Annotated in this window: 24 protein-coding genes; 19 read left to right on the plus strand and 5 right to left on the minus strand. The window is 70.9% G+C overall.

Going from position 1 to position 20213, the window contains the following annotated elements; translation table 11 throughout:
* The first annotated feature begins 153 nt into the window (after nt 1–153).
* The 11 genes from FFT09_RS07920 to dnaB all read left to right on the plus strand — a co-directional run bounded on the left by FFT09_RS07920 (nt 154) and on the right by dnaB (nt 9082).
* Nucleotides 154–894, plus strand: coding sequence for a hypothetical protein (locus FFT09_RS07920; protein ID WP_138382289.1), 741 nt, complete (start codon nt 154–156; stop codon nt 892–894).
* Nucleotides 895–992: 98 nt separating this feature from the next.
* Entirely contained in the window at nt 993–2018 is a 1026-nt protein-coding gene (locus tag FFT09_RS07925) for a hypothetical protein (RefSeq protein ID WP_138382290.1), read from the plus strand.
* 113 nt (nt 2019–2131) lie between these two features.
* On the plus strand, nt 2132–2464 hold the full coding sequence (gene rpsF / locus FFT09_RS07930) for a 30S ribosomal protein S6 (RefSeq protein WP_024877049.1): 333 nt from the start codon (nt 2132–2134) through the stop codon (nt 2462–2464).
* Nucleotides 2465–2476: 12 nt separating this feature from the next.
* Entirely contained in the window at nt 2477–2968 is a 492-nt protein-coding gene (locus FFT09_RS07935; protein WP_024877048.1) for a single-stranded DNA-binding protein, read from the plus strand.
* 48 nt (nt 2969–3016) lie between these two features.
* Nucleotides 3017–3265 (plus strand): 30S ribosomal protein S18, encoded by a 249-nt coding sequence (gene rpsR, locus FFT09_RS07940; protein WP_024877047.1) that lies wholly within the window; start codon nt 3017–3019, stop codon nt 3263–3265.
* A 14-nt stretch (nt 3266–3279) separates the two neighbouring features.
* Nucleotides 3280–3735: a 50S ribosomal protein L9 gene (rplI, locus tag FFT09_RS07945; RefSeq protein ID WP_024877046.1), complete on the plus strand. Its 456-nt coding sequence runs from the start codon at nt 3280–3282 to the stop codon at nt 3733–3735.
* Between the two features lie 196 nt (nt 3736–3931).
* Entirely contained in the window at nt 3932–4357 is a 426-nt protein-coding gene (locus FFT09_RS07950) for a hypothetical protein (protein WP_081192675.1), read from the plus strand.
* Nucleotides 4354–4971, plus strand: a complete 618-nt coding sequence (locus FFT09_RS07955) for a DUF3558 domain-containing protein (protein WP_138382291.1) — start codon at nt 4354–4356, stop codon at nt 4969–4971. The genes FFT09_RS07950 and FFT09_RS07955 overlap by 4 nt, the downstream gene beginning before the upstream one ends.
* A 5-nt stretch (nt 4972–4976) precedes the next feature.
* Entirely contained in the window at nt 4977–6431 is a 1455-nt protein-coding gene (locus tag FFT09_RS23415) for a PPE domain-containing protein (RefSeq protein ID WP_138382607.1), read from the plus strand.
* Nucleotides 6432–6464: 33 nt separating this feature from the next.
* Nucleotides 6465–7262 (plus strand): ESX secretion-associated protein EspG, encoded by a 798-nt coding sequence (locus tag FFT09_RS07965; protein ID WP_024877042.1) that lies wholly within the window; start codon nt 6465–6467, stop codon nt 7260–7262.
* Between the two features lie 440 nt (nt 7263–7702).
* Complete coding sequence (dnaB, locus tag FFT09_RS07970) at nt 7703–9082, plus strand: replicative DNA helicase (RefSeq protein ID WP_024877041.1); 1380 nt, start codon at nt 7703–7705, stop codon at nt 9080–9082.
* Here the strand turns inward: dnaB and FFT09_RS07975 are convergent.
* Nucleotides 9060–10064: an oxidoreductase gene (locus FFT09_RS07975; RefSeq protein WP_081192679.1), complete on the minus strand. Its 1005-nt coding sequence runs from the start codon at nt 10062–10064 to the stop codon at nt 9060–9062. The genes dnaB and FFT09_RS07975 overlap by 23 nt on opposite strands.
* 67 nt (nt 10065–10131) lie before the next feature.
* On the opposite strand from FFT09_RS07975, the gene FFT09_RS07980 reads away from it, so the two are divergent.
* Together FFT09_RS07980 and FFT09_RS07985 are read left to right on the plus strand one after the other, a co-directional pair.
* The gene (locus tag FFT09_RS07980) at nt 10132–10539 is read left to right on the plus strand and encodes a MerR family transcriptional regulator (RefSeq protein WP_024877039.1); all 408 of its coding nucleotides are present in this window, start codon (nt 10132–10134) and stop codon (nt 10537–10539) included.
* A 96-nt stretch (nt 10540–10635) separates the two neighbouring features.
* Complete coding sequence (locus FFT09_RS07985; protein WP_081192683.1) at nt 10636–11100, plus strand: DUF6194 family protein; 465 nt, start codon at nt 10636–10638, stop codon at nt 11098–11100.
* 7 nt (nt 11101–11107) lie between these two features.
* On the opposite strand, the gene FFT09_RS07990 is transcribed toward FFT09_RS07985, so the two are convergent.
* Nucleotides 11108–11482 (minus strand): hypothetical protein, encoded by a 375-nt coding sequence (locus tag FFT09_RS07990; RefSeq protein ID WP_081192685.1) that lies wholly within the window; start codon nt 11480–11482, stop codon nt 11108–11110.
* 87 nt (nt 11483–11569) lie between these two features.
* Between FFT09_RS07990 and FFT09_RS07995 the strand changes: the two genes are divergently transcribed.
* The 5 genes from FFT09_RS07995 to FFT09_RS08015 all read left to right on the plus strand — a co-directional run bounded on the left by FFT09_RS07995 (nt 11570) and on the right by FFT09_RS08015 (nt 16178).
* Nucleotides 11570–12346, plus strand: a complete 777-nt coding sequence (locus FFT09_RS07995; RefSeq protein WP_138382292.1) for a dioxygenase family protein — start codon at nt 11570–11572, stop codon at nt 12344–12346.
* Between the two features lie 32 nt (nt 12347–12378).
* A complete protein-coding gene (locus FFT09_RS08000; protein WP_425273047.1) occupies nt 12379–13635 on the plus strand; it encodes an AI-2E family transporter in 1257 nt (418 codons plus the stop codon).
* Complete coding sequence (gene macS / locus FFT09_RS08005; RefSeq protein ID WP_138382293.1) at nt 13632–14786, plus strand: MacS family sensor histidine kinase; 1155 nt, start codon at nt 13632–13634, stop codon at nt 14784–14786. The genes FFT09_RS08000 and macS overlap by 4 nt, the downstream gene beginning before the upstream one ends.
* Nucleotides 14783–15433 carry a response regulator gene (locus tag FFT09_RS08010; RefSeq protein ID WP_138382294.1) on the plus strand — a complete coding sequence of 217 codons (651 nt, stop codon included), beginning with the start codon at nt 14783–14785 and terminating at the stop codon, nt 15431–15433. Before macS ends, FFT09_RS08010 begins: the two co-directional genes overlap by 4 nt.
* A gap of 61 nt (nt 15434–15494) precedes the next feature.
* Nucleotides 15495–16178, plus strand: coding sequence for a DUF1707 SHOCT-like domain-containing protein (locus FFT09_RS08015; protein ID WP_425273048.1), 684 nt, complete (start codon nt 15495–15497; stop codon nt 16176–16178).
* A gap of 11 nt (nt 16179–16189) precedes the next feature.
* Here the strand turns inward: FFT09_RS08015 and FFT09_RS08020 are convergent, their stop codons facing one another.
* A complete protein-coding gene (locus FFT09_RS08020) occupies nt 16190–16741 on the minus strand; it encodes a MarR family winged helix-turn-helix transcriptional regulator (RefSeq protein ID WP_244231271.1) in 552 nt (183 codons plus the stop codon).
* 94 nt (nt 16742–16835) lie between these two features.
* Between FFT09_RS08020 and FFT09_RS08025 the strand changes: the two genes are divergently transcribed.
* A complete protein-coding gene (locus tag FFT09_RS08025) occupies nt 16836–17639 on the plus strand; it encodes an SDR family NAD(P)-dependent oxidoreductase (RefSeq protein ID WP_244231272.1) in 804 nt (267 codons plus the stop codon).
* Nucleotides 17640–17654: 15 nt separating this feature from the next.
* On the opposite strand, the gene ptsP is transcribed toward FFT09_RS08025, so the two are convergent.
* Both ptsP and FFT09_RS08035 read right to left on the minus strand, forming a co-directional pair.
* Complete coding sequence (gene ptsP / locus FFT09_RS08030; RefSeq protein WP_138382296.1) at nt 17655–19301, minus strand: phosphoenolpyruvate--protein phosphotransferase; 1647 nt, start codon at nt 19299–19301, stop codon at nt 17655–17657.
* A 6-nt stretch (nt 19302–19307) separates the two neighbouring features.
* A complete protein-coding gene (locus FFT09_RS08035) occupies nt 19308–20198 on the minus strand; it encodes a ribokinase (protein WP_081192693.1) in 891 nt (296 codons plus the stop codon).
* Between the last annotated feature and the right edge of the window lie 15 nt (nt 20199–20213).

Genomic DNA, 20213 nt, shown 5'->3' on the forward strand with positions numbered 1-20213 from the left:
GGCCGGTCCCACACGGTTGAGAACGATCACATGACAACGGGAGAAAGCGGGACGGGGACCGCACCGGAGAGCGAGGGCACACGGCTCATGGAAACCGGGTATCGGCACAACGGGAGATTCCGTTCGACACCTCCGGCGGCAGGCGCGTCGGCGGTGGCTGCGACGACGTCGGTGGCGCTGCTCGCGCTGCTGGCCCTGCCCGGCAGCGCGGCCGCGCAGGAAACCGACCCTGTCATCTCGGGCGACTGCCCTGGTCACAGCACGCAGGGCGAGCCGCTGGCCCTGGACTCGTCGGCGCTGGGGCTGCGGGTCGAACTGGGGGAGAGCGACACGGGACTGCTCCGGGAGAACGGCCCCGTGACCGGGCTGGTGGGCGATGTCTGCGAGGTCGGCAAGGGCACCGTGAATGGCCTGGCGGAACCGGTGCAGAAGGTGCTGCCCGGAAAAGAACCCGCAACACCCGAATCGAGTGACACACCAGAGAGTGAAATCGACGACGATTCCGCGGGCGGCGATTCCGCTCCGATTCCGGCGCCGCCCCCCGCACCGGACACCGGCGAGCACGACAGCCCCACCACACCGACAGCACCGCCGACTCCCACGGCTCACGATTCGGCGGCCACACCCGGCCCCGCGTCGGCCGGTGACGGCGGCGGGCCCGGCAGGGTGAGCCTCGACGGTGCCGCCCTCCGGCGCACGAGCACGCCCTCGGCGCCCCCCGCCGCAGACGACGACCGGCGCGGCAGCGCGTTCACCGCCGAGCGCCACGACGCCGGCCCGGCACACGACCGCGAGGCACTCGAACGCCTTCCCCTGCTGCTGGCCGTCATCGCACTGGTACTCGTGGCGGCGGCGCTGGCCCACACGTGGGCCCGGCGCACCCTGCTGCGTTGACGAACCGCGCCCCGCGAAACGGATCGACGGCGACCGTCACCCACGACGGTCGCCGTCGTTATGCCTGTCGACACGTCGCCGACGAGGGAGGCAACCCCGTGCGCATCAGCACCGCCGCACTCAACCGGGTGGTTCGCCGGGCGTTGGGCACAACGGTGGCGACGGCGGTGATCGGCGGCACGGCCGTGCTGACGGCGGGCGCGGCAGGCGCCGCCGCCGTCGTGACGGCGGACACCTGTGCGGGCGTCGTGGCGGGCAGGACCGCCGACACCGTGTCGATCGACGGCGAGGCGCTGGCGGGTCTGGTCAAGCAGGGCGCGAAGGAAGCCCAGACCATCGTCGTCATCCACCACCTCACCATCTGGCCGAACCACCTCGCGCGAAAGATCTCCGACGAGCCGGTCGAGATCGGCACCGTGCCCGAGAAACGCACCAGCACCATCGACGGTGACACGATCGCCACCGCCGTCACCGACGCGCTCGACGGCTCGGCCGGGCTGGGTGCGCTGCCCTCCACCCAGCGCACCACCCTCGACCAGATCGCCGCGACCGTGTCGGCCGCGTGCGAGATCACGGTCGAGAACGCGCGATCCACCGAGCCCGGCACGAACTCGCCCGCCCCCGGCTCGGCCGAGGGCACCGGAACGAGCGAGGACCGAGACGGCCGGGGTGATCGGGACTCCAACTCCGCGGACTCCGGCTCCGACTCCGACTCGGACTCCGGCGCGGCCGGGGACGGCGGGGACGGCGAGGTCGCCGCGGGCGGGCTCCAGGGCAGCGGCGACGCCAGGGTGGCGCGGGACGACTACAGCGGCATCCCCGCGGCCGACGCTCCCGGAGCGGGCATCGCCGTGCCGGAGGACCTGCGTTACGCACCGGCCAACGGCGTTCCGGGCGACATCCTCACCCCGCGTTACGGAACCCTCGACGGGGAGACCGGGGAGACCGGGGAGCACGGCAACAGCACGGGCTCCGGCGACGTGCGCGACGCGGGCGACGCCGAGACCCTCGCGGCGCACGAGCAGAGCCAGACCGTGCGGCTGCCCATGCTGCTGGCCGTGGTGGCACTGGCCGCCGTGACGGCGGGCCTGGTGCGAACGTGGGCCCTGCGCCGCGCGTCCTGACCAGGTCAGACCCGCGAGCGGCCGAAGTAGCCTCCCTGGTTACACTGACTGACTGACAACCCTCCTGTCACGGAACGTCCGTGACCGCACGAGCCCACAGGAGGTGAGTGGTTGTGTCACGCCATTACGAGGTAATGGTGATCCTCGACCCGTCGCTCGACGAGCGCACCGTGGCCCCGACCCTGGAGAACTACCTCCAGGTCATCCGGAATTCCGGGGGCAACGTGGAGAAGGTCGACGTGTGGGGCCGCCGCAGGCTGTCCTACGAGATCGCCAAGCACGCCGAAGGCATCTACGCCGTGCTGGACCTCTTCTCCGACTCCGACGCCGTGAAGGAACTCGACCGGCAGCTCTCGCTCCAGGAGACGATCCTGCGCACCAAGGTCGTGCGCAAGCGACCGCCGCGTGGCGCGAAGAAGGCCGCGAAGTCCGGCGCGAAGGCCTGAGGCTGATAACCGATGGCCGGAGACACCATCATCACCGTGGTCGGCAACCTGACGGCCGACCCCGAACTGCGATTCACGCCGTCCGGTGCGGCGGTCGCGAACTTCACGGTCGCGTCCACGCCCCGCATGTTCGACCGCCAGACCGGCGAGTGGAAGGACGGCGAGGCGCTGTTCCTGCGCTGCAACATCTGGCGGCAGGCGGCCGAGAACGTCGCCGAGACCCTCACCAGGGGTGCCAGGGTCATCGTGCAGGGCAGGCTCAAGCAGCGGTCTTTCGAGACCAAGGAAGGCGAGAAGCGCACGGTCGTCGAACTCGAGGTCGATGAGATCGGCCCGTCCCTGCGCTACGCCACGGCGAAGGTCAACAAGGTCAGTCGAGGCAGCGGCGGCGGCAGCGGGGGTGGATTCGGCGGCGGCGGCGGTGCGCCTGCCGACGACCCGTGGGGTTCGGCGCCTCCCGCGGGCGGCGGGGGCGGCGGATTCTCCGACGAGCCGCCGTTCTAGTCGCCTCGCCTTCGTAGCAACCACACCGACGTTCCCCAGGAGTACATCGTGGCGAAGCCACCCATTCGCAAGCCGAAGAAGAAGGTCTGCGTGTTCTGCAAGGCCGAGAAGCAGGGACACCCCGAGCTGATCGACTACAAGGACACCACCATGCTGCGGAAGTACATCTCCGACCGCGGCAAGATCCGTGCCCGCCGGGTCACCGGCAACTGCAGCCAGCACCAGCGTGACATCGCCATCGCGGTCAAGAACTCGCGTGAGATGGCGCTGCTGCCCTACACGTCGACGGCGCGCTGAGGGGGAGATCGGACATGGCGAAGATCATCCTCACCACCGACGTGGCGCACCTCGGCGGCCCCGGCGACGTCGTCGAGGTCAAGGACGGCTACGCCCGCAACTACCTGCTGCCGCGGGGGTTCGCGATGGCGGCCACGAAGGGCGCGGAGAAGAACATCCGCACCATCCGGCGTGCCCAGGAGTCGCGGCGCATCCGTGACCTCGACCACGCCAAGGAGATCCGCTCGACGCTGGAGGGCCTCGGCGCCATCCAGGTCAAGGGCAAGGCGGCCGAGGGCTCGAAGAAGCTGTTCGGTTCCATCACGGCCACCGACATCGTGGCGGCGATCAAGGCCGCGGGCGGTCCGCAGCTCGACAAGCGGGTGCTCGACACCGGCCAGCACATCAAGACGCTGGGCAAGCACCAGGTCCGTGCCCGCCTGCACCCTGACGTGACGGCGGACGTGCGGCTGGAGGTCGTGCCCCAGTAAGGCACACCGGCACCACCGCGAAACGGCAACGGCGGGATCCCTTCTCGGGGGTTCCGCCGTTGCCGTTTCGATATGCACGAAGGGAACCCCGCGCACCCCTGTGACGTCGGACGTATCGGGCTCATCCGGCGCTTGACGCGCTTCAACGGCCCTGAGCACACTGCTTCTCACCACGAGGCGTTGAAGGGGACAGGGGATGGCGAACGTGGCAGTGGACGACGGTGGATTCATCGGCAAGGCCATGGGGGGCATGGTGTCGCTGGCGGCGCCCGCGGTGGCGGGGGCGCCGCGACCCAGCGGCGGGGGATACACGTTCTCCCGGGAGGAGATCGACCAGGTCATCGCGGAGTGGGAGGACCTGCGGCAGTCCCTCACCGACGACTACGGCCGGGCCCAGGTGATGGCCCACGTGCAGGCACCGGGAGCCGAGTTCGCGAGCGACGACTTCGCCCGGTACGCCAACCCCTCGGGCAAGGCGTTCATGCAGGCGACCGCCAAGATGCTCGACTATGTCGAGCAGTACATCGAGGCGCTGCGGAACGCCCGCGACGGCATCTCGACCCGCGAGGAACAGTCCCAGGAGGACGTCAGCAAGCTGGGCTCGGGAGTGATCGACGTATGACGCGGCGCACCGGCACCGCCCGCACCGGGGTGGCACTGACGGCCGCTGTCGTGGCGGCGCTGCTCACGGCGTGCGACGACGGGGGCCGCACGTCGCCACCGTTGCCGCCGCCTTCGCCGTCCCCGTCGTCCGGCTCGCCCGACGCCGGTGGCGAGGCGCCGTCGGTGCCGAACCCGCTGGACTCCGCGTCGCTGACCGGCGATCCCTGCGCGGCACTCACGGAGGAGCAGCGGAGCGAACTCGGACTGGCGGCCGGAAGCGTCAGGGAGAGCGCCGAGACGGCGGGCGACGCCTGCCGCTGGGAACGCACCGAGGACAGCCTGGATCTGGCGGACCTCGCGCTCGTGACGGAGAACGCCAACGGGTTGAGCGACATTTACGGGTTCGAGGACCGAAACGACTACTTCGAACCGACCGAGGTCGCCGGTTACCCGGCCGTCTACACCGGACTGATCGACAACAGGGACTCCGGCATGTGCGACCTGTGGGTCGGCGTGAACGACAGCGAGGTCCTGTACATCCTGACCAACCTCGCCTCGGCGGACACTGCCGAGGCGTCGTGCGGCCTGGCCGCGGACGTGGCCGACGCCGCCATCAGCACCCTGGGGGGTTGAGCGACATGCCGTTGTTCCTCGTTCCGATCATCGCGGGCGGCGCGGCCGTCGCCGGTGGCGCCGCCGCGTACGGCGCGGCGACGCAGGAGGAGTCCGGCGACTACGCGGCCGGTTCCGGTGGGCGCGAACTCGACGCGCACCAGATCTACGAGCGACTCCACGCCGGGCCAGGGACTGGCTCGCTGGTCGAGGGGCAGAGCTCGGCGAACACGCTGAAGGACCACTTCGGCGAGCGCGTCGCGCAGATGGACTCGCTGGCCCAGCGGATGGACGCCGCCTGGCAGGGGGACGCCTCGCAGGCCGCCAAGGCGGGAGCCAATCCGCTCAAGCAGTGGTTGCAGGACTCGGAGGGCAAGCTCCACGAGAGCAGTCACAGCATGGGCTCCCAGCTGGACGCGTTCAACACGACCATCAACCGCGTGCAGCCGGTGCCGGCCAAGCCGCCGGAGAGCGACTTCCTCAACGACATCACGCCGTGGCAGACCGACACCGACCGGGAGATCAGCGAGTACAACGCCAAGGCGCAGGCCAACGTCGAGGCGTACAACGCCTACTACCAGCTCAGCAGCGCCAACGGGCAGTCCATGCCCAAGTACACCACCGTCGACGGCGAGTTCGGTGACGTCGAGATGGACGGCAGCGGCGGAGTCGACACCGACAACATCGTCGGCGGGCCGTATCCCGGTTCCTTCCCCGGCGGTGGCGGGTCCGGCGGTGGTGCGGGTGGCGGCGCCGGTGGAGGCGGCGCCTACGACTCCGGCGGCATCGGCGGCGGCCCCTACCCGGGTGGCGGTGTCCCCGGCGGTGGGGGATCCGGCGGCGGTGCGGGTGGCGGAGCCGGTGGAGCGGGCGGAGGGTCCTACGACCCGGGCGGCATCGGCGGCGGTCCCTACCCCGGCGGCGGCTACCCGGGCGGGAGCGGCTCCGGCGGTGGGATCGGCGGTTCCTACCCGGGTGGTCCCGGTTACGAGTACGACCCGGCCGAGTGGGATGACAGCACGAGCGCGTCGAGGTTCACCCCGCCGACGTCCGTGGGCTCCGACTTCGGCACAGGCGGCGGCAACACGCCGGTCGGTACCGCACCCGGCCTGGGCAGTGGCGGTGGTCCCGGTGGTGGTCCCGGTGGTGGCAGCGTCGGCACGGGAGGCAGCGGCGGTGCCGTGGGCGGGTTCGGCCCCGGCGCGCCGGGCGGAGCAGGCTCGGCGGGTGCCGCCACGGGAGCGGCGGCGCCCGGCTCGGCCTCCGGCGCAGGCGCGGGCCGCGCGATGGGCGGTCCGGCCGCCGCGGGCATGGGAGCCCGGGGCACCGGCGGGATGCCGATGGGGGCCATGGGCGGCGGCGGAGGCCGGGGCCAGGGCGCCGAGGACGAGGAGCACCAGACCAAGTTCCTCGTCGATGAGGACGGCGACTCGCTGTTCGGCAGCGACGAGTTGACCACGCCTCCGGTCATCGGCGAGTGAGCACCGTGAGCCACGACAGAAGGAACTGAGACCGTGCTGGAACAGCAGGTGAGCGTATCGACGGCCACGCTGCTCACCCTCATCCGACGCCACGGCGCCGAACCCCACACCGTGCTGTCGAGCACGGCGGTGTGGGAGGACGAGCGTGCGAGGAGGGCGGCCGAGGAGCGGGCCGACGGTGAGCTGGCCCGGCTCGGGCTGTACGGCCACGGCGCCGTGCATCCGGGCCTGCTCGCCACAGTGGCCGTCATCGCCCGTCCCGCCGTGGAGTACTACGCGTGGATCAACGGGGGTATCGAGAACCAGCCCGTGAACTACACGGTGCTGGCCGGTGCGGGGGCCGGGGAGGCGTTCGTACTCGTGCGCAACTCCGACTCGCAAGTGGTCGCGCTCGGTTCGGTACACCCGGCCGAGCTGCTGGACAACTTCGTGGCTCAGCTGCCCCGGCTCGGCCCCGGCCGAGGGCGTGCCCTGCGCGTGCCGAAGAGCGCGCTCGCGGGCGGCGCGAAACGGCGCGAGTTCGACGGGGAGAACTTCGCGGTGATGAGCAACGGCCGCCGTGACCCGGCGGGCACCGAGGTCGCGGAGATGCGCCGCATTCTCGGCCTTCCCCGGCTCGGCGGCGGCAGTCTCTACGTGGCGTCCCGAGGTCGGGGTGGCAGGCGGGAGCGCGCCGAGCACCCGGTGAACTACATCGACACCGCGGAGGGCCGCTGGCTCACCGAGGAGGTGCCGGGCAGCGGCGAACCGGTCATCGCGTTCCACCCCGCGTCCCCGAACCTGCTCGTGGATCGGCTACGGACCGCACAGGGCAGGCTGCCGGTCACCTGACCTGTCACCACCCGTTCAGCCCATCGCGTCGTTACGGAACGCTGAGTCACGTTGTCCACAGGCGCGGTGCGGGGCGAGCTCCCGCCCGGCACCGCGACACGCCGACGAACGTGTTTTCCACGACACGCCGACAACGCGCCCACAAAGTTTTCCACAGGTTATCCACAGGGTTTGACCTGGCTTTTTCCTGAAACGGACACAAGTTCTCCCCAGTTTGTCCACAGGTTCGAGCGCACCTGTGGGCAGTTGGGGCCAGTCATCAACAAGTTATCCACAGCGGCATCCACAGGCTGGATTGCGGTGGTCCTTCCGAGCGATCTAGCGTGCGCGGACGGACGTGTGACACGCGGGCGCGCCGACCGAGGCGTCCGGCCCGCACCCGCGTAGACTGTCGAACAGGTGTTCGACTTCCGTCGATCCTGGAGGAGGTGCCTGCACCGGTGGCGATCACCGACGACCGCAGCCCCGCGTACACCGGCGAGCACGGCGGGTTCGAGCGACAGCCGCCCCAGGACACGACGGCGGAACAGTCCGTGCTCGGCGGCATGTTGCTGTCCAAGGACGCGATCGCCGACGTGGTCGAGGTGCTGCGGCCCGGTGACTTCTACCGGCCGGCGCACCAGGCCGTCTACGACTGCATTCTCGATCTGTACGGACGCGGCGAACCCGCCGACCCGATCACGGTCTCGGCCGAGCTCGAACGCCGGGGCGAACTCGCCAGGGTCGGTGGCGCGCCCTATCTGCACACACTCATCGCCACGGTGCCCACCGCGGCCAACGCGGGCTACTACGCCAGGATCGTGGCCGAGAAGGCGATCCTGCGCAGGCTCGTCGAGGCCGGCACCCGCATCGTGCAGTACGGCTACGGCGCCGACAACAGCGACAGTGGCGACGTCAACGAGGTCGTCGACCGGGCACAGGCCGCCATCTACGAGGTCACCGAGCGGCGCACCAGTGAGGACTACGTCGCGCTGGAGGAACTGCTCCAGCCGACGATGGACGAGATCGACGCCATCGCCTCGCGCGGCGGCACGGCGCAGGGAGTCCCGTCGGGATTCTCCGACCTGGACGAGGTCACCAACGGCCTCCACCCCGGACAGATGATCATCGTGGCGGCGCGTCCCGGGGTGGGGAAGTCCACGCTGGGTTTGGATTTTTCCCGGTCCTGCTCCATTCGCCACGGGATGAGCAGCGTGATCTTCTCCCTGGAGATGAGCCGCACCGAGATCGTGATGCGCATGCTCTCGGCCGAGGCGAAGATCCGCCTCGCGGACATGCGCGGCGGGCGGATGTCCGACGACGACTGGACGCGGCTGGCCCGGCGGATGAGCGAGATCAGCGAGGCGCCGCTGTTCATCGACGACTCCCCGAACCTCACGATGATGGAGATCCGCGCGAAGGCAAGGCGGCTCAAGCAGCGCAACGATCTGCAGCTGGTCGTGGTCGACTACATGCAGCTGATGACCTCGGGCAAGCGGGTCGAGTCGCGGCAGCAGGAGGTCTCGGAGTTCTCCCGGCAGTTGAAGCTGCTGGCCAAGGAGATCGAGGTTCCGGTGGTGGCGATCAGCCAGCTGAACCGTGGTCCCGAGCAGCGCACCGACAAGCGCCCGATGCTTTCGGACCTGCGGGAGTCGGGGTCGCTGGAGCAGGACGCCGACATGGTGCTGCTGATCCACCGCCCCGACGCGTGGGAGCGCGACGACCCGCGCGCGGGCGAGGCCGACCTGATCCTGGCCAAGCACCGCGCGGGGCCGACGAGCACGATCACGCTCGCGCACCAGTTGCACTACAGCCGCTTCAGCGACCTGGCCCACGAGTAGCGGTACCGCGGGACTCGACGGACGAGAACTCGTCGAGGCCGGTCAGCTCAGCGGACAGTTCCCAGAGCCGGGCGGCCGACACCACGTCCCTCGCCCACGGTTTCACTCCGCCGACCAGCATGTCGTCGGTGGTCGCCCACTCGGCCACGTCGCAGTCCTGGCAGTAGGCACCGCCGCGATCGGCGAGCAGGGGTGAGGTGGCCGCCCAGACGGCTGTGGCCGCACCCTGCGCGGGCGACTTGAACCCCTCGGAGGGGCTGCCGTCCGGTCGCACCCATCCCAGGTCGGCCCACTCCTCGCGCGGGACGTGGCGCTGGAGCGGGGTGAGGATGCTTCCCGGATGCACTGCGTAGGCCCGTGGCCCCGTCTCTGCTCCCAGCGCGTCGAGGTGCAGGGCGAACAGGGCGTTGGCGGTCTTGGACTGTGCGTACGCGAGCCAGCCGTCGTAGTCACCGCGGAAGTGCGGGTCGTCCCAGCGCAGGTCGGAGAGGAAGTGCCCCGACGAGGACACCGACACGACCCGGCTGCGGCTGGTCAGCCCCGACGCGAGGTGGTTGACCAGCGCGAAGTGGCCGAGGTGATTGATCGCGAAGTGGGCTTCCCACCCGGGGCCCACCCTGGTCTCGGGGCAGGCCATGACGCCTGCTCCCGCGATCACGATGTCGAGTACGGGCACCGAACGCAGAACCTCGTCGGCGAACGTGGGCACGGTACCGAGGTCGGCGAGGTCGAGCGGAAGCACCCGTGCCGCCGGGACGTCGCGCAACGCGCGCGCGGCGACGGCGGGTCGGCGCGCGGGCACGAACACCCGCGCGCCCGCCCGGACGAGAGCGAGGGTGGTTTCCAGCCCCAGTCCCGAGTAGCCGCCGGTGACGAGGGCGTTGGCTCCGGTGAGGTCCACGTCCCGCAGAACGTCGTCGGCGGTGTTGCTCGCGGTGAAGCCGCTGCCGAGGGGCCGGGGCGTCGGATCGTGTCGTGTCATGCCGGCGACGCTACGAACTAGAGTGCGCTCTAGCTCAAGTCAGCTCACGTCTTCGTGGGGGTGTGGTGTGGCGGACCTGTCCATCGGTGAGGTGGCGGCCGAGACCGGGCTGAGCGTGCATGCGTTGCGGTTCTTCGAACGGGAGGGGCTGCTCCTGCGTGGCATCCGGCGCTCGGCGGGCGGGCGGCGTCGCTACGAGCGGGAAGACGTGGAGTGGCTGTTGCTGTGCAACCGGCTGCGGGAGTCGGGCATGGCGCTGGCGACCGTCCGGAGGTTCGCCGAGCTGGTGCGGGCCGGCGAGGGCAACGAGCGGGAGCGGTTGGAACTGCTGCGCGAGCATGAGGTGGCCGTGCGCTCGCGCATCGCCGAGCTGGCCGGGTGTCTCGACATCATCCACGGGAAGGTTCTCGCCTACGAGCGCCACGTGCGCGACGGGACAGCGGCCGGCGTCTGGTCGCCATTGACGCCGGATTGAGGGTTTTCGCGCACGAACGGGCATTGTCGAGGTGAAGTCTCACCGGGTTGTTCAATGACAGCGTTGAGGTAGCTGATCGCAACTGAGAGGACCTCCATGAACCTCAACACCGTCGTGCGCCACCTCGTCGACACGTTCGACGCGACGACGACCGTCGAGCACGAGGGCGACACGTTCTTCTATTACGCACCGGACGGGCGGCCGGACATCGCGCGCACGATGCCGTTCGCCACGATCATCACCGGCGACGACACCGACACGGTGTCCCGGCTGGACTCGCCGGGCGCGTTCCGGCTCAACATCGGCCTGACCAAGGCCACGTACGTCTCGCTGCTCGGACCCGCCCCCACCCGTCGCGACGACCGGGGCGTGCTCGACACGGGCGTCGACTACGCGGCACGGGACGTGCTGCTGCCGCACCCGTTCTACGCCTCGCAGTACTGGGTGTGCGTGGTGGAGCCGAGCGAGGCGACGCTGCGACGGGTCCACGACCTGCTGGTGGAGGCACACGGGTTCGCCGTGCGCAGGCACGAGAACCGGGCCGCGAGGGCGTCCGGGTAGCGGCCGCTCAGAGCAGCAGCCCCTCGTCGCGCAGGGCCTGCTCGGCACGCAGCCGCTCGACGTCGCGTTCGAAGCCCTCGCCGTACTCGTCGAGGTGCTGCACCACGCCAACGGAGTCACAGGTCTGCACGAGCAGGGCGTCGTAGGCGGCGGTGGCGGCCCTGCGCCGGACCACGGGTGTGCCCTCCCCGAAGCCGGTGAGCGCCTTGCGGACCCGGCGTAGGTCCGCCACCAGCCGTTCGACCGGGGGATGCGAGGGCGTGGGTGCGGGCGCGCGCAGCCGCCGCAGCGACGCGGTCCAGCGCGGCAGGGCGAGCAGGGCGGCGAACACCAGCGTGGGGGCCGCCACGACGCCGAGATAGATCAGGACGTTCCCGACCATGCCTCATCGTAGGCGCGAGCGGGTGGGTGACGTCCAGGCCGGTCGGCGGTATCTTCGTTGTTGAACATTCAACATTAGGGAGCGACGATGGCCGCCGACCGGATGCCGGTTCTCTATCTCAGCCACGGGGCGCCGCCCCTGGCGGACGACGCGACCTGGACCCGGCAACTCGCCGACTGGGCAACGGACCTACCACGCCCCAGGGCGATCCTCGTCGTGTCCGCGCACTGGGAGGAGGCACCCGTCACGCTCGGCGCGACCACGACCGTGCCACTGGTGTACGACTTCTGGGGCTTTCCCGAGCGCTACTACCGCGTCACCTATCCGGCCCCCGGGGCGCCCGATCTGGCGGACCGGGTCTCGGCACTGCTGCGCTCCGGCACGACCCCGGTTCGCCGCGATCCGGCCCGGGGGCTTGACCACGGCGCCTACGTGCCGCTGGTGGAGCTGTTCCCCGCCGCCGACATCCCGGTGCTCCAGGTGTCGATGCCGTCACTCGACCCCACCGTCCTGTTCGAACTCGGTCGCGTGCTCGCCCCCCTTCGCGACGAGGGCGTCCTGATCATCGGAAGTGGCTTTTTCACCCACAACCTGAGCGCGATGCGCACCGGGGTCGACGGCCCGCCGCCGTCGTGGTCGGCGGAGTTCGACCGCTGGGGCGCGGAGACTCTCGCCGCGGGGGAGTTCGACGCCGTCCTGGACTTCCAGCGCAAGGCACCGGCCGCCGCACTGGCGCACCCGCGCACCGAGCACTTCGCGCCGCTGTTCGTGGCGCTCGGTGCCCACGACACCTCGGCGGCACCGCGCACGGTGATCGACGGCTACTGGTTCGGCCTCGCCAAACGATCGCTGCAACTCGACTGAGGTCAACGCCCCGAACCCGATACTGTGGCGCCGTGAGCGAGTCGGGTAACGGTTCTGGGGGCCACGAAGGCCGGAGCCGGCGCAGGGTGGGGTTACTGTCCGAGGAACCGGACGTCATCGGCTGGGTACCGAAGGGGCTGCGCGTCACCGCCGCGCTCTCGTGGCGGTTTCTGGTCGTGGTGGCCGCGGTGTACGTCGTGGCCTGGTGTGTCGGGTACCTGTCGTTCGTCGTGGTGCCGGTGGCGATCGCGTTGCTGCTCGCCGCGTTGCTGGCTCCGGCGGTGCGGCGGCTCGTGGCCTGGCGTGTTCCACGCTCGCTGGCGGCCGCGGTGGTGATGATCGCGGGACTCGGCGCGCTCGGCGGCCTGCTCACTTTCGTGATCACCGAGTTCACGACCGGTCTTCCCGAGCTCCAGGACAAGCTCAACAGCAGTCTCGACCAGGTCGAGGACTGGCTCATCAACGGGCCGCTCCACCTGCGCGAGACGCAGATCGTGGACTTCGTCAACAACTCCATCGAGTTCCTGCAGGAGAACCAGGCGTCGATCACGGCGGGTGCCATTACCACGGCGGGCGCGGTGGGCGAGGTGCTCACCGGCTTCCTGCTGATGCTGTTCGTCCTGATCTTCTTCCTGATCAACGGCGACGAGATCTGGCGCTTCACGACTCGCGCCGTTCCCGGCCCGGTGCGCGACCGCGTCGACACGGCGGGGCGCCGGGGGTTCGCGTCGCTGGTCAGTTACGTGCGTGCCACGGCGGCGGTCGCGGTGGTGGACGGTCTGGGCATCGGGATCGGCCTGTGGATCGTCGGCGTGCCACTGGTCATTCCGCTGGCCACGCTGGTGTTCCTCGGCGCGTTCGTGCCCATCGTGGGCGCGGTGGTCACCGGCGCGGTCGCCGTCCTCGTGGCGCTGGTGACCAACGGGTTCATCACGGCGCTCGTCGTCCTCGCCATCGTGGTCGGCGTGATGCAGCTCGAAAGTCACGTGCTGCAGCCGTTGCTGCTCGGCCGCGCCGTGCGGTTGCATCCGCTGGCCGTCATCCTCGCCATCACGGCGGGACTCACGATCGCGGGCATCCCGGGTGCGTTGCTGTCGGTGCCGCTGCTGGCCGTGCTGAACGCCGGTATCAAGTCGCTGCTGCACGAACCCGACCCCGACCCGGACGCGGTGGACGTGCTGGACAAGGCGGCACCCGACACGCCGGAGCCGGACCGCGACGGCCGGAGCGACGACGACGAGCGGCCAAGGAACGGGCCGGAGCCGCGCAAGGAACCCGACCCGGCATGACCGCCGCAATCGCGGCACCGTCGCTGCGTGATCCCGCGACACCGCTGTGGTGGGGAACGATCGTGTTGCGGTGGGTCACGCTCGCCTTCGCCCTCACGGCCGTGGTTGTGCATCACGGCGAGTACGTGCGCCCGTGGCTGGCGTGGTCCGCGTTCGGCGCGATGGCGGTCTGGACCTGTGCGACCACCGTCGCCTACCTGAGGCCCCTCGGCCGAACGACGTGGTTCGTGGTGCTGGACGTGGCCCTCACCTGCGCGATCATGCTGACCTCGCCCGCGACGCTGTCGCAGGCCCAGTACGACCAGATCGCACCCCTGGTGACGACGGTGTGGGCGGCGGTGCCACCGCTGGTCGCCGGGGTGCGGTGCGGTGCGGTGGGCGGGGTGAGCGCCGGACTCGTCATGGCGTTGTGTACGGGCATCGCCCGCCTGGACGTGAACCTCGACGTGGCACGCGACGGCGTGCTGCTGACCGCCAGCGGCCTGCTGCTGGGCATCACCGCCACCACCGCCCGCCGGTCGCAGGCCGCGCTGGCCAGGGCGATGCGCACGGAAGCCGCGACCGCCGAGCGCGAACGGCTCGCGCGGTCCATTCACGACAGCGTGCTCCAGGTACTGGCCCGAGTGCGCAGGCGCGGTTCGGACCTGGGTGGCGAGGCCGCCGAGCTGGCGCGGCTCGCGGGGGAGCAGGAGATCGCCCTGCGCGCGCTCGTCAGCACGGAACCGAGCTGCCACGCCGACGACACCGCCGACCTGCGTTCGGCGCTGCGGCTGCTCGCCACCTCGCGCGTGCAGGTCGCCGCGCCCGCGAGCGAGGTGCCGATGCCTGCGCACGCGGTCTCCGAACTGGTGGCGGTGGTGAAGGAGACGCTGTCCAACGTCGACAAGCACGCGGGCCCCTCGGCGAGGGCGTGGGTGCTGTTGGAGGATCTCGGGGAGGAGGTCGTGCTGACCGTGCGCGACGACGGGCCGGGTATCCCGGCGGGAAGGCTCGACCAGGCTGCGGCCGAAGGCCACCTCGGGGTGGCCACGTCCATCCGGGGCAGGGTCGCCGAGCTGGGGGGAACGTCCCTGCTCGACACCACCCCCGGAGAGGGCACCGAGTGGGAGTTCCGCGTGTCCAGACCGAAGGCGGGAAGGAAGGCGCGTTGATGCTGTCGGTGATGATCGTCGACGACCATCCGATCTGGCGTGACGGGGTGGCCCGTGATCTGGCCGAGCACGGGTTCGACGTGCGGGCGACCGCGTCCGACGGCGACTCGGCGGCGCGCATCGCGCGGGCGGTCCGTCCCGACGTCGTGTTGATGGACCTCAACCTGGGCAGCACCTCCGGCGTCGACGCCACCCGGGTCATCACCGGGGATCTGCCGGACACGCGGGTGCTGGTGCTCTCGGCCAGCGGGGAGCACGACGACGTCCTGCAGGCGGTCAAGGCCGGGGCCTCCGGGTATCTCGTGAAGTCGGCGTCGGTGGCCGAGCTGGTCGACGCGGTGCGCCGCACCGCCGAGGGCGAGGTCGTGTTCACGGCCGGGCTCGCCGGCATGGTGCTCGGCGAGTACCGCCGCATGGCCGACGCACCCTCGGCCGGCCATGTCCCGCCCCGGCTGACCGAACGGGAGACCGACGTGCTGCGCCTGGTGGCCAAGGGACTCACGGCGAAACAGATCGCCGACCGGCTCGTCATCTCCCACCGCACCGTCGAGAACCACGTGCAGTCGACACTGCGCAAACTCCAGCTCCACAACCGGGTCGAGCTGGCCCGCTACGCGATCGAACACGGCCTCGACCAGGACGGGTGAGACGGTTCGGGGACGGTCTCAGGGATGTCCCGGATCACGGGACGCACCTCCGATCCCTAGCATGGTCGAGGTGAACGAGAGGGTGGCACCGATGGGCGACGACGGCGACGACGAACAGCTCACCGCCGAGCAGCGCAGGTTGCGCGACCTGCGGGTCTCGGACGCGGAGCGCGAACACGTGGTGGAGTTGCTGAAGAACGCCACGGGGAAGGGACTGCTCGATCTCAACGAGTTCACCGAGCGCGCCGACATCGCCTACGCGTCGCGGACCCGGGGCGAGTTGAACCGGGTCCTGGTCGATCTTCCCGGCCTGTCCCACCCGACGGCCGCCCCCACAGCAGGGGCCACCGACTCGGCGGTGACCGAAGCCGCTGCGCCCCACGATCCCGACGACCACCTGGCCCTGCGCGCGCAGGGCTCGAACCTGGTGCGCAAGGGCCAGTGGGTGGTACCCGGCTCGCTGTCGGTGCGTAACCGCTACGCGGAGACCCGGCTCGAATTCAACGAAGCCGAATTCCGCAGTCCGGTCGTGAACGTCAGACTCGACGTGAAGTGGGGCGCTGTCACCATCATCGTGCCCGAGGACGCCTCCGTCGATCTCAACGGCCTGGACGACATCAAGTGGACGAAGGTGGAGGACCGGACTCATGGTGGCGCCGGCCGTCCGCGCTTCGTGCTCACCGGCAAGCTGGTCGGCAGCACGCTGACGCTGCGCCACCCGCGCAAGAGCTGGTTCTCGTTCTGATCCGCGCCGGGTCAGGGCGACTGTGCTGACGACCGATCCGTCACGTCGTGGCGGGGGGCTTCTCCCAGTGTCGTCTCGTAGTGGTGCAGCAGCGTACGCAGCAGCCGGTTGAGGTCGTCCGTGCGTGCTGGGGAGAGCACCGCGAAGAGTTCCCGCTCGGCCCGCGTCCGCGCGGCGGTCGCGGCCTGCCAGCGGCGGTGTCCCTCCTCGGTGACCGTCACCGGCCTGGACCGTCCGTCGGCATCCTCGACGACTTCGACGAGTCCCGCGGCGACCAGCCGGTTGAGCCGCGTGCTGACGGTGCCCGAAGTGAGCTGTAGCGCGCTGGCCAGCTCGGTCGGCGTGCAGCGACCGCGGGCCCGGACCACCACCGACAACGCCTCCCAGTCCGAAACGCTCAGCCGCTCGGCCGCCGCCACTTGTTCGAGTGTCCGGTGGAAAAGCCGGGCCAACCTGCCGATGCGCTGACGTGCCGCTTCCACCTCGGGGTGGACGTCGGCCATCTGCTCCAGCCAAGTCGAAAGATCGCGGTCCACGGAGTCAGCGGTCCTCGGATGGTCCACAACCCATCTCCCTTGACGCTCAAGATATATTGCCATTTACCTTGACCAACAAGATAACCACAGGGGGTGACGGACTGTGCCGAAGGTATGGCTGGTGACCGGAGCAGGGTCGGGGCTGGGCCGCGCGGTGGCCGAAGCAGCGCGGGCGCAGGGCGACCGGGTGGTGGCCACCGCGCGCGACACCAGCGTGCTGGCCGACTTCGACGACGCGCTGACGCTCGATGTCCACAACCCGAGATCGGTGGACGCCGCCGTGGCCGAGACGATTCACCGACACGAACGGATCGACGTACTCGTGAACAACGCCGGACACGGACTCGTCGGCGCGGTCGAAGAGCTCAGCGACGATGATCTCCGTACCGTGCTCGAGACCAACGTGTTCGGAGTTCTGCGCACAACGCGAGCGGTCCTGCCGCACCTCCGTGCGGCTCGGTCGGGTCACATCGTGCAGATGTCGTCGGTCGGCGGGGTGGTGGCCAACCCCGGACACGCCGCCTATGCCACCTCGAAGTTCGCGCTGGAGGGGATGTCGGAAGCCCTGGCGGCAGAGGTCGCACCCTGGGGTATCCGCGTGACGCTGGTCGAGCCCGGCCCGTTCCGGACCCAGTTCGCGGGAAGGTCGATGCGCTACTCCACGCCGCTCGACGTGTACGCCGACACACCCGCCGGTCAGCTCCGGCAGCGCTTCGCCGAGCAGGACGGTCGTCAACCGAACGACCCGGCACAAGCGGCCCGGCACATTCTCTCCGCCGTTGACGACCCGGCACCACCACTGCGCCTACCTCTCGGTCCCGAGGCAGCGGACCGCATCCGTGAGAAACTGCTGGCACAGACGGCGGAGCTGGACGCCCTGAACACCCGATCCCCGAGCATCCGCGACACCCGGTTCTCGTTCTGATCCGGGGATTCGGGCTCAGGCGAGTTCGGCCGCGGCCCTGGCCGCCGCGCGCGCGTCGGCCGGGCTCGCCGCGGCCAGCGCCGCACTCGCGGCGCGCTCGCAGTCGGCCACCGTCGCCGAGGCGAGCCCGGCTCCCACGGCGCGCACCGATCCCGCGTTCATCGACAGGCTCGTGATTCCCAGGCCGACCAGCACCCTGGCCAGCAACGGGTCGGCGGCGGCCTCGCCGCACACCCCGGCGGGCTTGCCCTTCTCGCGCGCGGCCTCCCCGACGAGCGCGATCAGCCGCAGCAGCGCGGGCTGCCACGGGTCGTTCAGCGCCGCGACGGCCCCGAGCTGGCGGTCGGCCGCGAACGTGTACTGCGCGAGATCGTTGGTGCCGAGCGAGACGAAGTCGACCGCGTCGAACACCTCCCGCGCGGTCAGCGCCGCCGACGGAACCTCGATCATCACGCCCGCGCGGGAGAGTCCGGCGGCCCGGACCCGGTCGGTGAACCAGGCCGCCTCCTCCGCCGTGGCGACCATCGGGGCCATCACCGACACGTCGGCGCCGGTCTGCTCCGTGGCCCCCGCGATGGCGTCGAGCTGGCGGTCCAGCACTCCCGTGCGATCGAACGCCACCCGCACGCCGCGCACTCCCAGCGCCGGGTTCGGCTCCGGCTCCTGCGCGAGAAATTCCAGCGGCTTGTCCGCTCCCGCGTCGAGGGTGCGCACGATGACCGGTTTTCCCGCGAACGGTCCGAGCACGGCCGCATAGGCGGCACGCTGGTCGGCCACCGCAGGCTCGGTGTCGACGTCGAGGTAACAGAACTCGGTGCGGAACAGTCCCACGCCCTCGGCGCCGGCCTCCGCGGCGGCCTGCGCGTCGGCGGGGGCACCGACGTTGGCCAGCACCCCGACGCGACGCCCGTCCTCGGTGGCGCCCGTGCCGTCCCACTCGGCTCCCGTGGCCTCCGAGGCGGTCACCACCGGAGCGTCGGGATCGGCGCCGACGACCACACCGGTGTCACCGTCCACGGCCACGGCTTCGGCCTCGAACGTCAGCGCGCCCTTGACGGCGACCACGGCCGGGATACGCAGCGACCGCGCGAGAATCGCGGTGTGGCTGGTCGGGCCGCCCTCCTCGGTCACGAGGGCGAGCACCGTGGCCGGATCGAGTGCCGCGGTGTCGGCGGGCGCGAGGTCACGGGCGACGAGCACGCTCGGGCGCGTCAGGCTCGGCACACCGGGGGGCTCGACGCCGAGCAGCTCGGCGATGATGCGGTCGCGCACGTCCTGGACGTCCCTGACCCGCTCGGCCATGTATCCGCCTGCCGACGACAGCGCGTGCGCGAAGTTGTTCGCCGCCTCGTAGACCGCCCGCGCGGCCGGAATGCGCTGGGCGGTGACCAGCTGCTCGGCCTGGCTCACCAGCGCGGGGTCGGCGGCCATCGCGGCCGTGGTCGTCAGGATCGTCGCGGCGTCCCCGCCGGCCGAGGCGGCCGTCGCTTCCAACCGCGCGGCCACCGTCTGTGCGGCGGGCGCGACGAGCGCCGCCTCCGCGTGGGGATCATCCGGAGCGGGGGTGCTCGCGGGCTCCTCGATCGACTCGGTGACCTTGACGACGGGACCGCTCGCGCGGCCGGGGCTCACTCCGACCCCGGAGAGCTGCGGTGGGCGCATGCTGGCTCACTCTAGTTCGACGGCGGTGGGATAGGACGGCTGGGCACCCCGGCGAGTGACCGAGAGTGCCGCGACGCGGACGGCCGACGCGGCGGCGTCGGCGAGCCCGGCATCGCGGGTGAGCGCGGTCGCGAGCGCGCCCGCGAAGGCGTCGCCCGCTCCGGTGGTGTCGACCACCTCGACGGCCGGGGTCGGCACCTCGGTGAGGCCCTCCTGCTCGACGACGACCGCCCCGCGCGCGCCGGACGTGACGACGGCGGCGCGCGGTCCCAGATCCAGCAGTCCGGCGAGCTCGCGTGTCCCCACCATGCCGTCGGCCGCGCCCGAGCCCAGCAGCCAGGCCGCCTCGTGCTCGTTGACGAGCAGGACGTCCACCCCGGCGAGGGTCGGTGCGGGCACGGCGGCCACGGGGGAGAGGTTGAGGACCGTGCGGGTTCCCGAGGCGGCCGCGGCGTTGATGGCGCGCTCCACCGTGTCGAGGGGAATCTCCATCGACACGACGGCGACCTTCGCTTCGGACACGACGGAAGCGACGTCGTCGGGGCGCAGGGCGTGGTTCGCCCCCGGCGAGACGAGAATCGAGTTCTCGCCGTCCGGGGTCACGGTGATGAAGGCGAGGCCGGTGGGTCGCGGCACCACCCGGACCAGGCCGGTGTGGACACCGGAGCCGTGCAGGGAGTCGAGCAGCAACCTGCCGTGGGCATCGTCGCCGACCGCGCCCAGCAGCGCGACGTCGGCGCCCAGCCTTGCTGCGGCGACCGCCGTGTTGGCGCCCTTGCCACCGGGCCAGGTCTCCGTGTCCCCGCCGAGCACGGTCTCGCCCCCCGAGGGACGGCGTTCGGCGGGGACGACGAGATCCGCGTTGGCCGAACCGACGACGAGCAGCTGCGCAGTCACATCAGCCAGGGTGCC

The sequence above is a fragment of the Saccharomonospora piscinae genome (genome assembly GCF_005862235.1).
GTDB lineage: Bacteria > Actinomycetota > Actinomycetes > Mycobacteriales > Pseudonocardiaceae > Saccharomonospora > Saccharomonospora piscinae.

What these genes read in the sequence shown, in the direction of transcription:
- FFT09_RS07935 (WP_024877048.1), top strand. Translation starts at nt 2,477, where the DNA reads ATGGCCGGAGACACCATCATCACCGTGGTCGGCAACCTGACGGCCGAC.
- rplI (WP_024877046.1), top strand. Translation starts at nt 3,280, where the DNA reads ATGGCGAAGATCATCCTCACCACCGACGTGGCGCACCTCGGCGGCCCC.
- FFT09_RS07950 (WP_081192675.1), top strand. Translation starts at nt 3,932, where the DNA reads ATGGCGAACGTGGCAGTGGACGACGGTGGATTCATCGGCAAGGCCATG.
- FFT09_RS07955 (WP_138382291.1), top strand. Translation starts at nt 4,354, where the DNA reads ATGACGCGGCGCACCGGCACCGCCCGCACCGGGGTGGCACTGACGGCC.
- FFT09_RS23415 (WP_138382607.1), top strand. Translation starts at nt 4,977, where the DNA reads ATGCCGTTGTTCCTCGTTCCGATCATCGCGGGCGGCGCGGCCGTCGCC.
- FFT09_RS07975 (WP_081192679.1), bottom strand. Translation starts at nt 10,064, where the DNA reads ATGACACGACACGATCCGACGCCCCGGCCCCTCGGCAGCGGCTTCACC.
- FFT09_RS07985 (WP_081192683.1), top strand. Translation starts at nt 10,636, where the DNA reads ATGAACCTCAACACCGTCGTGCGCCACCTCGTCGACACGTTCGACGCG.
- FFT09_RS07990 (WP_081192685.1), bottom strand. Translation starts at nt 11,482, where the DNA reads ATGGTCGGGAACGTCCTGATCTATCTCGGCGTCGTGGCGGCCCCCACG.
- FFT09_RS07995 (WP_138382292.1), top strand. Translation starts at nt 11,570, where the DNA reads ATGGCCGCCGACCGGATGCCGGTTCTCTATCTCAGCCACGGGGCGCCG.
- macS (WP_138382293.1), top strand. Translation starts at nt 13,632, where the DNA reads ATGACCGCCGCAATCGCGGCACCGTCGCTGCGTGATCCCGCGACACCG.
- FFT09_RS08015 (WP_425273048.1), top strand. Translation starts at nt 15,495, where the DNA reads ATGGTCGAGGTGAACGAGAGGGTGGCACCGATGGGCGACGACGGCGAC.
- ptsP (WP_138382296.1), bottom strand. Translation starts at nt 19,301, where the DNA reads ATGCGCCCACCGCAGCTCTCCGGGGTCGGAGTGAGCCCCGGCCGCGCG.